This is a genomic window from Priestia sp. ABM2_011, assembly GCF_056158845.1.
The window spans coordinates 4,779,351-4,793,010 of record NZ_JBSWUB010000001.1 but is presented as its reverse complement, the minus strand read 5'-3'; the positions used below and the strand labels follow the sequence as shown (position 1 = coordinate 4,793,010).

Below are 13,660 nucleotides of genomic sequence, written 5' to 3'. Positions count from 1 at the left end.
CTTTTTTATATAATCAAACGTTTGTTTAAATGAAAGAAACAAGGTAATAACAGGATTTTTAGCAGTTTTTTATCATAACCACCAAGCCAATAAAAAGGTAACAAATCCTCCTAGTATCAAAAATCCCATGCTGTATTTGAGCGTGTATTTAAACAGTTCACCCTCTTTTCCGGCTAAACCTACTGCTCCAGCAGCGACAGCAATTGATTGAGGAGAAAGCATTTTAGCCATCACGCCGCCGGCAGTATTAGCCGCTACGAGAATAATTGGCAAGACATTAATTTGCTGAGCTGTAGTTAGCTGCAAGTTGCCGAACAGCGCATTATTCGATACGACAGACCCCGTTAGAAATACGCCAATCCAGCCAAGAAATGGAGATAAAAATGGAAAATAAGCAGCTGATGTAGCGAGTGCCAATCCAAGTGTAGAGGACTGTCCTGAATAATTTGAAATAAAAGCAAAAGCAATGACCATCATAATCGTCATAATAGGTCTTGATAGTTCTTTTACGGTTTCCAAAAGAGTGGTCCATGCCACTTTTGCCGATACGTTAAGCAAGAAAACTGAAAGGATACAAGCGATAATAATTGCCGTACCTGTTGCTGCAAATAAGTCTATTTTTAAGACAGCAGCGTAAGGCGTAGGATCTTTTACTAAAGGCGCTGCTTTAATTACGTGATTGTGTAAAAATGGGACGTTAATAAGCAGGTTCAGATGTTCAAGCGCCGTTTTGACAAAAGAAATGCTCCAAGCCGTAACGAGTATCGTTAATAGAATAAAAGGAGACCAAGCCTTTAAAATTTGTTTTGGTGACAGGCTGAAGCTTTTAGCTGCTGCCGGGCTTGTTCTTTTAATATAAAAAGCAAGAGCAAGCAAACTCACAATAGAAGATGTGATATTTGGAAGTTCAGGGCCGATGTATGTAACAGTTAAATACTGCGTCAGTGCATAAGAAATGGCTGTGATGCTCGTTGCTTTCCATACGTCTTTTAATCCTTTTATCCCATCCATAATAAAGACAAGTAAAAAAGGGATAAGAAAAGAAATAATCGGAAGCTGCGTGCCAAGAAAATGAGCAATTTCTTTTGGATCAATGCCAGATACTTGTCCTGCGACAATGACAGGAATCCCCATGGCGCCAAAAGCTCCTGAAGCTGTATTAGCAATTAAGCATAGCGCCGCTGCTTTTAACGGTTTGAATCCAAGTCCAACTAGAAGCGCTGCTGTAATGGCAATTGGAGCTCCAAATCCTGCTGCTCCTTCTAAAAAAGCATTAAAGGAAAAAGCAACAAGCAGCATTTGCAAGCGGGGGTCATCGGTTATTGAAATAATAGATTGCCTAATGGTAGTAAACTGTCCGCTTTTGACAGTTAGCTTGTATAAGAACACCGCGCCGATAATAATATAGCTGATGGGCCAAAGTGCATACAAAAACCCATAGCCTGTGGCTCCTAAGACCATTGAGGCAGGCATATCATAAAAATAAATAGCAATAATCATAGAAAGAAGTACCGTAATACCAGCAGCAATGTGTCCTTTTAATTTCAAAAGAGTTAAAGCAATAAAGAAAAAGATGATGGGGATGAGTGCAATTAGTGCAGAAAGCCAAATATTATTTAACGGATTATATACTTGAGTCCACGTCATATTCATACACCTCTACTACATATTTAAAACAAGGGAGCGGGGGAGTCCCCCGCAAAAATCTTTTGATGTTACACAAAAGCTCTGTCGCGAGTTTGCTTAAGAATGCTAGCAGAGTGCTCGAGCTGCTGCTGTTCGTGAGGAGTTAAATTTAATTCAATAATTTGGCGCACGCCGTTTTTATTAATGATAGCCGGCACGCCGATATACACATCAGAAATACCGTATTGTCCTTCTAATAAAGCAGATACCGTTAAAATAGAATTTTCATCATCTAAAATAGCCTTGGTGATGCGTACAAGTCCCATCGCAATTCCGTAATAAGTCGCTCCTTTTCGATTAATAATATGGTAAGCCGCATCGCGTGTTTGTTCGAATAGATGCTGCATATCCGGCTCTTTTTCAATAGCAGCAGTATTGATAAAATGTTCGAGCTTCACACCGCCAATTTGCGCGTGGCTCCAAACAGGAAATTCCGTATCTCCATGTTCCCCCATAATATAAGCGTGGACGTTGCGAGAATCTACTTCGAAATAGTCGCTTAACAAGTAGCGGAAGCGAGCTGTGTCAAGAATCGTTCCTGAACCAATTACTCGTTCGTTTGGTAATCCTGATACTTTTTGTGTAACGTGTGCGAGAATATCAACTGGATTTGTTGCCACTAAAATGATGCCGTCAAATCCGCTGTTCATAATATCTTTTACAATGCATTCAAAAATTTTAACGTTTTTTTCAACTAAATCTAAGCGCGTTTCCCCTGGAGCTTGATTAGCGCCCGCTGTAATAACTATTAAATCAGCATCAGCGCAGTCTTTATAATCTCCAGCCCAGATTTTCATCGGTGTGGCAAATGGCATTCCATGATTGATATCGCGTGCTTCGCCTTCTGCTTTTTCTTTGTTCATATCGATTAACACTAATTCATTGGCAATACCTTGATTCACCATTGAAAAAGCGTAGCTTGAGCCAACAAAACCAGTTCCGATAACGGCAACTTTTCGTGTCTTTGGTGTAAATTGTGTTTTCATTTGTATCATCCTTTGAATTTTATTTTGTGATGTTTTTCACAATGTTAGTGTAACAAGAATAAATACCCTCGGCTGTGATAAAAATCACACCCTTAAAAAAATAGTAAACAATTTTACAGGGCGATTTAAAAAAGGGTTCTTCTACATGAAGTGCCACATTTAGAAAGATCTTAAACGTTTAAAGTGTTGAGTAAAGGCAACTTGTTTTGCAGAAAGCTAAAGAGTTTAACATTCTCTATTTGTATGTTAACAGCCAATAATGTTTCTATAGACCCACACGAAATCCATTTGTTACACTAAGTTTGCTTATTTTGAATAAAGGAGTGGAAGGGATGGAGAACTACTATGAGCAAGCCCAAAAAGGCGCTTGGGTTAGTATCTTATCATATATCTTTTTATCAGCATGTAAACTTATTATTGCGGGTGTCACCGCTTCCTCTGCTTTAAAAGCCGACGGTCTTAATAATGTTACAGATATTATTGCATCAATTGCCGTCTTAGTCGGCTTAAAAATCTCTAAAAAACCTCGCGATAATGATCATCCCTATGGACATTCCAGAGCGGAACATATCTCTTCACTTATTGCTTCTTTTATCATGATGGTCATCGGACTAGAAGTATTGGTCGACGCGGGTCAGTCATTATTTATGGACAAATCTGAAGCGCCTAATTTACTGGCTGCTTGGGTAGGTCTTGGAGCGGCTGCTGTTATGGGTGGTGTCTACCGGTATAATATTAAGCTTGCTAAAAAACTTGATAGCCAGTCTTTATATGCGGTTGCTAAAGATAATTTGTCTGATGCACTTGTGAGTATAGGGGCTGTTGTGGGAATTTTCGGCTCACAATTCGGCCTGCCCTGGCTGGACGTGGTTGCTGCTTTTGCTGTGGGAATTATTATTTGTAAAACAGCCATCGAGATTTTTAAAGAAGCGGCTCACTCCTTAACGGACGGATTTGATGAAGAAAAGTTAGGGCACTACAAAGAAAGCATTGGGCTTGTAGAAGGTGTAAAAGAAGTAGAAGATGTGAAAGCGCGCAAGCTTGGTAATCAAGTCGTGATTGATGTAACTGTTAAAGTAGATCCCCATTTAAATGTTATTAAAAGCCATGAAATTGCTGATCAAATTGAACATATGATGAACGATGAGCATCAGATTAAAGATACGCTTGTTCATATTGAACCTGATGCATACGAAAAGCAAAAATAAAACCAGCACGTTCTTTCGTTATGAAAGGATGGGCTGGTTTTATTTTTGGAGAAATTTGAAATAAATCACAAAAACTTCTTCAAAAATGAAAATGAAAAGCCGTTATTAGTAATATAAAGATTTTTGTAGAAGGGTGAGGGAATGAAGAGGTTAAGTGCAAAGCTCGTAGTATTTTTTAGTATTTTTATAGCTATTTTATTATTAGTTGTTTCAGGGGCTGTTTATCAATTTACCAAAACACAAATAGAAAAAGATGTAGAGATTCAGTCTCAAAGTCAAGTGAAAGAGTTAAAAGAAACGATTCATACGTACTTAGACATGTATAGTCGTTCTTTGCTGACGTACAGTGAGAACGATGTAATCGTTAATTTTGTTAAGCAGGAAGGAAATCAAACAAACCAAGAGAAAAATCCGTATTTTACATGGAATACGGTTCAAAAAGAGTTTACGCAGTTTAAAGAAAAATATCCGAACCTGGCACTTGAATACATAGGCACAAAAAATAAAGGAATGTATTCTGTTCCTAAGCAAGAGTACGGATCAGGTTATGACCCGACTTCAAGAGTTTGGTACAAACAAGCAATGGCATTACCTGATCAAGTAATTTATACGGATCCATATGAAGATGCAGCAACGAAAAAGACGGTTGTGACGATTGCAAAGGCTATTTTAGATCCAGATACTAAAAATGTGCTGGGCGTTATAGCTACTGATTTAGACTTAGATGCATTAAAAAACATTGTAGGTAAAGCAGAAGTAAATCACGGTGGATATGCATTTTTATTTGATCAAAATGGCACAGCGCTCGTTCATCCAACAGAAGCTGGAAAAAATTTAATGAATCAGCCATTTATGAAAAAAATGTACGAAGCAGACCGGAATAAAGATTTCATGAAGTATACCTTTCAAGGTGAAGAGAGAGTGATGGCATATGATACTCTCGAAGGAACGAATTGGAAGATAGGAAACGCCTTTATTTATAATGAAATGCTCTCAAGCGCTCATCATTTACTGAATGTGATTGTCTGGATTGCGTTAATTGGCATCTTATTATCAGTGGTGTTAACCATCTTTTTCTCAAGAATCATTACGAATCCGGTTCGCCGCTTGAAAAACGAAGTAGCCAAAGTAACAGCTGGCGATTTAACAGTTCAGGTTCAGACGAAGTCAAAAGATGAAATTGGTGAACTTACTCATTTATTTAACGATATGGTAGCTAAAATGAAAACATTGATTGGCACGGTTCAGACGTCTGTTGAGACAGTAAAAACGTCTGTTGAAGACTTGAGTGCTGTATCTGAAGAAGCAACTGCATCCAGTGAAGAAATTGGCCGGGCTATCCATGAGATTGCCAGCGGCGCCACGCAGCAGGCTTCTGACGCTGACTCTACTAATCACAAAACGATGAGTTTATCTTCACAAATTGAAGAAGTCATTGAACAAAACGCCCAGATTAATAAAATGACGATTGAAGCTGTAACCATCAATGAAAAAGGCTTAAAACAAATGCAGCTGCTTCGCAACCAAACTACCGAATCATCTCAGACGATTCACGGTGTTCAAACGGTAATGGAAGAGTTAACAAGTAAGATGAAAGAAATTGAATCTATTATTTTTACAATTAATAGCATTTCAGATCAGACAAATTTACTTGCACTAAATGCTAGTATTGAAGCAGCTCGTGCAGGAGAACATGGCAAAGGATTTGCGGTAGTAGCTGAAGAGGTACGAAAACTTGCTGAACAGTCCTCTCAGGCTACTGAACAAGTTCGCCACACGATTGCAGCGATTCAAGGGGAAGTCGCGGCTGCTCGTGAAGAATGCAACCGGACAGAAGAACTTTCAAAATCTCAAGACTTTGTGGTAGGAGACACAGAACAAGCTTTTCGTGAAATTGCTACTACCATTGAGCAGGTGGCAGCGGCTGTCGAACATGTAACAAGCAGCATGGACAGCATTGATGAGCATAAGGCAGACGTGGTAGCGGCCATTCAAAGTATAGCAGCTATTGCACAGCAATCAGCAGCAGGAACGGAAGAAATTACGGCTTCTACAGAAGAACAAATTAGAGCTATTTCTACTGTTTCTCAATCGGCTGAACATTTGCAAGAGATTAGTGAAGAATTGGCGAACTTGATTCGTCAATTTAAAATTAAATAAAAAAGAGCGCCAATAACATATTGGCGCTCTTTTTTATTTAATAGGAAAACAAGTTGCTGTACGGTAAAAAAACCTGCTGATCTGGAGGTGCAACAGCTGACACGCGCTGATGTGTAAACGGGTGTATAAAAGAAAGCTTAATGGCATGTAAAGCTTGCTGCTGATCTTTTAATCTCTTTCCGCCATAAAGCGTATCACCAAGTAATGGATGGCCGATGTGACTCATATGAACACGTATTTGGTGAGTGCGTCCGGTCTCGAGCGAAAGTTCAATAAGCGTTTCATTTTTTGCCATATTGCGCTTTAACACGCGATAAGATGTTTTGGCAGCTTGTCCCGTTCTAGATACTCTTCTTCTCGTAGCGTGATGGCGATCGCGTCCAATAGGTTCATTAACGATTCCTTGCTCTTGTTTCATGAGTCCTTGGACAAGAGCAACATAAGTCCGGTTAATTTTACGTTCAGCCAGCAGCTGGTCAAACACAGAGCTTGCTACAAAATGCTTCGTGAATAAGATAGCACCTGATGTATCGCTGTCCAAACGGTGAACGTGTCTAGGCTTTGTTTTGAGGCCTATTTTTTGAAAATAAGCAGCTACAGCATTTAAAAGAGTTTTTTGGTCCTGCTCTGATGAAGGATGAGTATTTAGGTTTATTGGTTTGTTTACAATTAGCACGTGTTCATCTTCAAACAAAATCTCTATATTAACATTGTAAGGTGTTATTTCATCAGGTTCTGCTTCAAAAAAAGGGAGTGACACTCTATCATTTTCCTTAAGAGTGTTCCTCCATGGTAAAGGTTCACCGTTTATAAGCACATTTTTATTCATCCGAAACTGATGCAGCGTTTTTTTAGGAATACGCCATTTCGTTTTTAAATAATCTTCAATTGTTTGCCCTGCATCATTTTTTGCGATTTTATCTTCTAGCCATTGGCCGTGTATACTCATATTTAATCCCTTCCTTACATACTAGTAAATATCCTTTAATCTTTAAAAAGAACTTGTAAATAATTAGGAGGAAATAACTACCTGAAGTTCTCGTTTTATGTTTATGTTATGCTAAATAAAGAGACATAAGTTAAGAGAAAAAAGGGGGGGTAACCATGAAAATTGCCCAAGCAGCTCCGCCAGAAATGGAGAATTACATAGAAGAGTTGACTGAACAGCTTCGCTATGACTTGTTACCTCGGTATGTATCTGTAGATAAGCTTAATCCTGATGAATTATTAAATCCAGATTATTGTACAGACCATTTATATAATGGCTTACTCGATGAAGCATTGCAAGTCATTAGTAGCCTTCAGACAATAATTGCCGTAATTGAAGCGATTCAACATCGGCCGATTGAAGAAAGCGACTGCGAGCAATTCGAAAAAAATATTGCAATTTTAAAAAAATACGGGTTTTTATTTCCTGTTTCCATTGAGTGTTTTGCAAAAGAAAACAATTTGATTACGTATTCGTATGAATCGTTTTATAATTCATACATAAATTAAAGAGGCTGGGAGAAACGTATTTTAGCCTAAGTGAAAAACGAACTATTGATCAGCAAGTTTGATGAGTGGTTCGTTTTTTTATGGTGAATACAACTTCATCTGTTTCGTCCTTCCAGCAGTTGATTGAAGGGCAAGGCGAAGACTCCTGCGGAAAAAGCGGGACAGATGAGACCCCGCAGGAGCGCAAGCGACGAGGAGGCTCAGCGCCCGCCCGCGGAAAGCGAAGCCTTGCATGGAAATCAACGGCGGTGTCATAAGCGGTTCAGTTCATGTATCTCATTTGTTCGTCTTTAGGTTGGATTCATTTAGTTCTGTACCGGCCTCTTTTTAATCATATATTTCAGACTTCTATTGGACATTCAAAAAGAGCTTGTGATATGGTCAAACTTGTATAAATCCATCAAAAAATAAATAGGAGCGAAAACATGACAAAAGCAAAATTATGTTTTATTGGTGCAGGCTTTCACGCATCAACGAACATTTACCCCTCTGTTATTGAAGCGGGAGCAGAAATTAAAGCAATTTCCACACGCAGTATCGAAAGATCAAAAACTGCTCTTCAACGATTTGGGAGCAGCGGTACGCCGTACGATGATTATAAGAAAATGCTAAAGCAAGAAAAGTGCGATGGAGTAGTGGTTGTGGCACAGCCTGAAGATCATCCTGCTTTGGTGCTGGATTGCATTCGAGCAGGACAAAATGTTTATGTGGACAAGCCTTTGGGGATGAATGAAAGAGAAGCAAAAGAGATTTCAGATGCTGCTAAGCAAGCTGGCGTAAAAGTTATGGTAGGTTTTATGAAGCGCTATGCGCCTTGTTATATGAAGTTAAAAGAATTAATTGAAGAAGGTAGCCTAGGAAGTGTCCGTTCATTTCAAGCAAGATTTGCTGTAGACAGTACCCCTTTTTGTAAAGATGAAGAGCAGTTTATGAAGCTTGCTGCCATACATATTGTTGATCTCGTCCGTCACTTGTTCGGCGAAGTCGTTCACGTGACAGGGTTCAGAAATAATCATGGTGAATATATTTCAAATAGTATTTCGCTGAAGTTTGACAATGGCACTGTAGGGAGCCTGTATTTTACTGGCATGACAGCATGGTCTCGAGAAAGTGAAAACTTATTAGTGACATTTGACGATGGCTTTGCTTTTGTTGACGAGATAAATTCATTAACTATTCACGAATCCCAGACTTTTGATGAATTACCGTGGAAATCATTAAAAGAAAACGATCGTGTGTTTACACCTTCTGCTTCACCGATGTCGGGAGCTTATCGAGATCTTTACCTTCGTGGTTTTGTTGGAGAGATGGCTCATTTTATTGAGTGTTGTACAAATGACCAAGAACCTCTTTCCAGTGGGAGCGACAATGTAAAAACGATGAGATTATGTGATCAAATACTGTCATCTTTAATGTAAAGAAAGCTTTAAAGAAAAGAATGTACGATGAATAGATTACTGTAAATTATGTAAATCATACTAAATAATGTTATGATTAGACAGGTCGTATAAACGAAAGCATTTACCTTTCATAAGATTACAAAACGTTTCAATCTTATTACATATGTTTAAAATTAGCCTAAATGGTTTCTTTTTACGCCTATATCATATACAATGCCCCCTAGATGATTTTTTCGAATAGCTAATAATCGTTTGGGATTATGAAAGGAGATTAATCATGAGAAAACTGATGTATACATTGCTCATTGGGTTAATTGCTGCAGCTTTAACAGCTTGTGGTTCAAACGATGATGCAAAGCAATCAAAGAACGATGATCAAAAAACTGCACAAACTGAGAAGCAAAAAGAGGCTCAGGAAAAGCAGGAAAAGCAAGCAAAAGAAATGCAGAAGAAATTAGATAAACAAAAAGTAGATGAAAAGAAAACCGTAGCAGTTGTAAACGGTAAAAAAGTTTCGGGTGAAGAATATAATGCAGCCCTGGCTACATCACAAAATCAGTACCAACAAATGGGACAAGACCCAACTTCTAAAGAAGCAGCTAAACAAGTAAAGCAGCAAACAATTGACAATTTAGTAGGTCAAACGCTGCTATTGCAAGAAGCTGAAAACAAAGGCTATAAAGCAACTGATGAAGAAGTAGATAAAAAGTTCAAAGAAACGAAAAAGCAGTTCAAGACAGATAAACAGTTTAAAGCGGCATTAAAAGATGCAGGAATAACTCAATCACAATTAAAGTCTGAGCTGGCTGACAGCATTAAATATCAGCAGTACGTAGATAAAGACATCCAAACACCAGAAGTAACAGATAAAGAAATTCAAGATTATTACGATCAATTTGCAAAACAAAGCCAAAGTCAAGCAAGCGGCGGTAAAGAACAATCTCAAATGCCAAAGCTTGAAGACGTAAAGCCTCAAATTAAGCAGCAGCTTGAACAACAAAAGAAACAAGAAGCATTAGAGAAAAAAGTTGAAGAACTTAAGAAAAATGCAAAAGTTGAAGTGAAGCTTTAAATACAAATGAAACGGCCCTTTAAAGGGCCGTTTTTTGTTATGTACATTATTGCTTCTTGTCAGTAAAAAGGGGTGCGTGAAAGATTTTATTGTATTTTGACTTATAAGGTAAAAAGTGTTCTGATGGTTTGCCTTTCATCCTATACTTTTCTTATATAGATATAAGAGAAATTGGGGGAGTCGATAAATGAAAAAGGTGGCTGTTTTTTTTGTTGGGCTTGTTTTTTTACTCGCGGGGATGGGTCTGACAGGCAACGCTTCTGCGGCGTCCAATCAACTTGTTATCATTAACAAATCTACTAACACACTTGCTTTTTATGATGGAGGCAAATTGGTAAAGACGTTCAAAGTTGCGACAGGGAGGCAGATGAGTTATACACCAGAAGGTACCTTTAGCATTGTGAATAAAATTAAAAACCGGCCTTATTATAAAGACAACATTCGGGGAGGAGATCCTAGAAATCCACTAGGTGATCGCTGGCTAGGATTAAATGCGCGCGGAACGTATGGCACGACGTACGCTATTCATGGAAATAATAATCCAAGTTCTATCGGGACTTACGCAAGTTCAGGGTGCATTCGTATGTATGATGAAGAGGTACGCTGGCTGTTTGACCGCGTTCAAACCGGTACAAAAGTGGTTATTGGTCAATTTCATTCTCAAAGTTTTGATTCAATCGCTGTTAAAAACAAATACAAAGTAAGCAGTGCTTCAGTCGCCCAGAATCTTTGTAAAACAAAAAAGCTCTCAAAAGGCCAAATTGGTTTTGTAACGATTCAATCACCGATGGTTTTGTTAAAAGAAGAAAAAGGAAAATGGGTAAAGATTCGCACGTTAAATCGCGGTGAACGCTATAATGTATATAAAATAAATGGCATTAAAGTCTCTTTAGGACCAGGATTTATTGAAAATTATCCTAATAAAAAGACATCCATAAAATTAGATATTTGCAAATAGAAAATGAGGCTGAGGCAAAAGTATTTTAGCCTAAGTGAAAAACGAACCATTGATCAAAATGTTTGATTCTTGGTTCGTTTTTTTTATTATGGTGAACGTAGGTTTCATCTGTTTCGTTCCTTCTAGCAGTTGATGGGAGGGCAAGGCGAAGACTCCCGCGGAAAGCGGAGTCTTGCACGGAAATCAACAGCGGTGTCACAAGCTATCCATACGAGGTAATGTATCCATTTGTTCGTCTTTAGATTGGATTCATTTCGTTATATCTTAACCTCATTTTTTGAATTTTTAATAATGTTTATTATAATAAAAAACAGGGAAACTAATTGCCTAATGAAGAGAGAGAAAGGGTTGTTTTAGCGTATGTCTACAATAGATTTATCAAAATTCGAGAAAAAAATGATTATTCGTAACATCAAACCGGACGATATAGATGAAATTTTAGCACTTCAAAAGCTATCATTCCCGGGAATGGATCCGTGGAAAAAAGAACAGCTTGAAAGTCATCTGGCCATTTTTCCAGAAGGACAAATATGTGCAGAGTACGACGGGGAAATTATCGGATCTTGTTCAAGCTTGATTGTGAACTTTGATGAGTACGATGATCAGCATACGTGGGACGATATTACGGACGAAGGATACATTACAAATCATAACCCGGAAGGCTACAATCTGTATGGAATTGAAGTAATGGTTCATCCAAAGTATCGCGGCATGAAAATAGGACGCCGCTTATATGAAGCGCGTAAAGATTTAGCACGTGAATTGAACCTGAAAAGTATCATCATCGGAGGAAGAATTCCTAATTACCATAAGCATTCAGCTGAAATGTCGCCTAGAGAGTATGTAGAGCAAGTTATTCATCATAAAATTTATGATCCAGTGCTATCTTTTCAGCTAATGAACGGATTTACGCTTATGCGTATAAACCCTGGTTATCTTCCCGATGATCTAGCTTCTAATAAGTATGCAACGCTGATGGAATGGAACAACGTAGATTACGTTCGCCGTTCAAAACGCCATTTTAAAACGTCATTCCCAGTGCGTATTTGTGTTGTTCAGTATATGATGAAACAGATCAATTCATTTGAAGAGTTTGCAACACAGGTAGAATATTATACAGATGTTGCTTATGACGCAAAAGCCGACTTCTGCGTATTCCCGGAAATTTTCACAACTCAGCTAATGTCTTTCTTGAATGAAAAGATTCCAAGCAAAGCGGTTCAGCGCGTAGCAGAATATACAGAAGAGTACATTGAGCTATTCACTAACTTAGCGGTTAAATATAACGTAAATATTATTGGAGGATCCCACTTCGTCGAAGAAGATAATGGAGATATCTTTAATATTGCGTATTTATTCCGCCGAGATGGAACAATTGAAAAGCAGTATAAAGTGCATATTACACCTAATGAAAGAAAATGGTGGGGAATTAGCCCAGGAGATAAAGTTGAAGTGTTTGATACAGATTGCGGTAAAATTGCCATCCAAATTTGCTATGACATCGAATTTCCGGAGCTTGCTCGTATTGCTACAGATAAAGGTGCAAATATTATTTTTACGCCATTCTGTACGGAAGACCGTCAAGGCTATCTGCGCGTAAGATACTGTTCTCAGGCGCGCGCGATCGAAAACCAAATTTATACGGTTATCGCAGGTACAGTTGGAAACCTGCCTGAAACAGAAAACATGGATATTCAGTATGCGCAGTCTGCTATTTTTGCACCGTCTGATTTTGAATTTGCACGAGACGGTATTGTAGGAGAATGTAATCCTAATATTGAAATGGTGGTTATTGGAGATGTAGATTTAGAAATTCTTCGCCGCCAGCGTCAATCAGGAACGGTTCGTCAATTAAAAGACCGACGCCACGACGTTTACAATATTAAATATAAAAAATAACGCAGTTTCTAAAGACATCATGCAAATGCATGGTGTTTTTTATTTCAACTTTTGCCATAATAAAAACTATTACAATGAATTTTGTGGACTAACCATGGAAAAGAGGGGAAAACATGAGTTTTCATGGACAATCGGTATTACCCGCTGTTCGAGATATGAAGCAATTGGAAAAGTTTTTAGCAAGTAATTATGAGTACGGAGTTCTTTTAGACAATCAAGTGGGCATGCTAAAAGGAATCATGAAAGAAGTCCATAAGCATGAAAAAAAGTTAATTATTCATTTAGACTTAATTCATGGCTTAAAGCACGATGAATATGCGGTTGATTTTTTGTGTCAGGAGTTTAAGCCTGCGGGAATTATTTCGACAAGAACAAACGTTATTTTAAAAGCTAAACAAAGAGGGATTTATGCCATTCAACGGGTCTTTTTATTGGACAGCACGGCTTTGAAGAAAAGCTACGAGTTAATGAAGAAAGTAAAACCGGATTATATTGAGCTTCTTCCTGGAATTGTGCCCACTTTAATCCAAGAAGTTAAAGCTGAAACGGGCATTCCTGTGTTAGCTGGAGGTTTAATACGAACGGCAGAAGAAGTTCATAATGCTTTAGAAGCCGGGGCTTCTGCTGTTACAACATCAAATAGAGAACTGTGGAGTATTTCAACTTAAAAAAACTGTTTGACAACGCTTTCATCATCTAGTAAACTTCTAGATAAGTTAATAGATGTGAGGGAGAATAGGAGATCCACGGTATAGCCTTTTAATGATTTTATTAGGGGGATGTATGGTGGATTT

12 protein-coding genes are annotated in these 13,660 nt (G+C 38.2%); 9 read left to right on the top strand and 3 right to left on the bottom strand.

Going from position 1 to position 13,660, the window contains the following annotated elements; genetic code table 11:
- Window positions 1-72: 72 nt before the first annotated feature.
- Window positions 73-1,653, bottom strand: a complete 1,581-nt coding sequence (locus ACXAE4_RS25210; protein ID WP_186807083.1) for a lactate permease LctP family transporter — start codon at window positions 1,651-1,653, stop codon at window positions 73-75.
- A gap of 62 nt (window positions 1,654-1,715) precedes the next feature.
- On the bottom strand, window positions 1,716-2,672 hold the full coding sequence (locus tag ACXAE4_RS25205; RefSeq protein WP_154990742.1) for an L-lactate dehydrogenase: 957 nt from the start codon (window positions 2,670-2,672) through the stop codon (window positions 1,716-1,718).
- A 332-nt stretch (window positions 2,673-3,004) separates the two neighbouring features.
- Here ACXAE4_RS25205 and ACXAE4_RS25200 point away from each other — a divergent pair, with 332 nt between their 5' ends.
- Together ACXAE4_RS25200 and ACXAE4_RS25195 are read left to right on the top strand one after the other, a co-directional pair.
- On the top strand, window positions 3,005-3,880 hold the full coding sequence (locus ACXAE4_RS25200) for a cation diffusion facilitator family transporter (protein ID WP_028414323.1): 876 nt from the start codon (window positions 3,005-3,007) through the stop codon (window positions 3,878-3,880).
- A gap of 141 nt (window positions 3,881-4,021) precedes the next feature.
- Window positions 4,022-6,040, top strand: coding sequence for a methyl-accepting chemotaxis protein (locus ACXAE4_RS25195; RefSeq protein ID WP_475237186.1), 2,019 nt, complete (start codon window positions 4,022-4,024; stop codon window positions 6,038-6,040).
- Between the two features lie 37 nt (window positions 6,041-6,077).
- Here ACXAE4_RS25195 and ACXAE4_RS25190 read toward each other — a convergent pair whose 3' ends face one another.
- A complete protein-coding gene (locus tag ACXAE4_RS25190) occupies window positions 6,078-6,989 on the bottom strand; it encodes an RluA family pseudouridine synthase (protein WP_047751693.1) in 912 nt (303 codons plus the stop codon).
- Between the two features lie 155 nt (window positions 6,990-7,144).
- Here ACXAE4_RS25190 and ACXAE4_RS25185 point away from each other — a divergent pair, with 155 nt between their 5' ends.
- The 7 genes from ACXAE4_RS25185 (at window position 7,145) to ACXAE4_RS25155 (ending at window position 13,534) form a co-directional block, all read left to right on the top strand.
- Window positions 7,145-7,537 (top strand): YhcU family protein, encoded by a 393-nt coding sequence (locus ACXAE4_RS25185; RefSeq protein WP_013081630.1) that lies wholly within the window; start codon window positions 7,145-7,147, stop codon window positions 7,535-7,537.
- An 80-nt stretch (window positions 7,538-7,617) separates the two neighbouring features.
- The gene (locus ACXAE4_RS25180) at window positions 7,618-7,794 is read left to right on the top strand and encodes a hypothetical protein (RefSeq protein ID WP_156830715.1); all 177 of its coding nucleotides are present in this window, start codon (window positions 7,618-7,620) and stop codon (window positions 7,792-7,794) included.
- A 168-nt stretch (window positions 7,795-7,962) separates the two neighbouring features.
- Complete coding sequence (locus ACXAE4_RS25175) at window positions 7,963-8,955, top strand: Gfo/Idh/MocA family protein (protein WP_028412595.1); 993 nt, start codon at window positions 7,963-7,965, stop codon at window positions 8,953-8,955.
- A 259-nt stretch (window positions 8,956-9,214) separates the two neighbouring features.
- A complete protein-coding gene (locus ACXAE4_RS25170) occupies window positions 9,215-10,009 on the top strand; it encodes a SurA N-terminal domain-containing protein (RefSeq protein ID WP_028412594.1) in 795 nt (264 codons plus the stop codon).
- Between the two features lie 187 nt (window positions 10,010-10,196).
- Window positions 10,197-10,967: a L,D-transpeptidase gene (locus tag ACXAE4_RS25165; RefSeq protein WP_014461717.1), complete on the top strand. Its 771-nt coding sequence runs from the start codon at window positions 10,197-10,199 to the stop codon at window positions 10,965-10,967.
- Window positions 10,968-11,327: 360 nt separating this feature from the next.
- Window positions 11,328-12,866, top strand: a complete 1,539-nt coding sequence (locus tag ACXAE4_RS25160) for a carbon-nitrogen hydrolase family protein (protein ID WP_013055260.1) — start codon at window positions 11,328-11,330, stop codon at window positions 12,864-12,866.
- Between the two features lie 113 nt (window positions 12,867-12,979).
- A complete protein-coding gene (locus tag ACXAE4_RS25155) occupies window positions 12,980-13,534 on the top strand; it encodes a glycerol-3-phosphate responsive antiterminator (RefSeq protein ID WP_028412593.1) in 555 nt (184 codons plus the stop codon).
- Window positions 13,535-13,660: the final 126 nt, after the last annotated feature.

Bases quoted from the DNA above. Each gene is read 5' to 3' on its own strand.
- ACXAE4_RS25200 (WP_028414323.1), top strand. From the start codon at position 3,005: ATGGAGAACTACTATGAGCAAGCCCAAAAAGGCGCTTGGGTTAGTATC.
- ACXAE4_RS25210 (WP_186807083.1), bottom strand. From the start codon at position 1,653: ATGAATATGACGTGGACTCAAGTATATAATCCGTTAAATAATATTTGG.
- ACXAE4_RS25195 (WP_475237186.1), top strand. From the start codon at position 4,022: ATGAAGAGGTTAAGTGCAAAGCTCGTAGTATTTTTTAGTATTTTTATA.
- ACXAE4_RS25185 (WP_013081630.1), top strand. From the start codon at position 7,145: ATGAAAATTGCCCAAGCAGCTCCGCCAGAAATGGAGAATTACATAGAA.
- ACXAE4_RS25180 (WP_156830715.1), top strand. From the start codon at position 7,618: ATGGTGAATACAACTTCATCTGTTTCGTCCTTCCAGCAGTTGATTGAA.
- ACXAE4_RS25190 (WP_047751693.1), bottom strand. From the start codon at position 6,989: ATGAGTATACACGGCCAATGGCTAGAAGATAAAATCGCAAAAAATGAT.
- ACXAE4_RS25205 (WP_154990742.1), bottom strand. From the start codon at position 2,672: ATGAAAACACAATTTACACCAAAGACACGAAAAGTTGCCGTTATCGGA.
- ACXAE4_RS25170 (WP_028412594.1), top strand. From the start codon at position 9,215: ATGAGAAAACTGATGTATACATTGCTCATTGGGTTAATTGCTGCAGCT.
- ACXAE4_RS25175 (WP_028412595.1), top strand. From the start codon at position 7,963: ATGACAAAAGCAAAATTATGTTTTATTGGTGCAGGCTTTCACGCATCA.
- ACXAE4_RS25165 (WP_014461717.1), top strand. From the start codon at position 10,197: ATGAAAAAGGTGGCTGTTTTTTTTGTTGGGCTTGTTTTTTTACTCGCG.
- ACXAE4_RS25155 (WP_028412593.1), top strand. From the start codon at position 12,980: ATGAGTTTTCATGGACAATCGGTATTACCCGCTGTTCGAGATATGAAG.
- ACXAE4_RS25160 (WP_013055260.1), top strand. From the start codon at position 11,328: ATGTCTACAATAGATTTATCAAAATTCGAGAAAAAAATGATTATTCGT.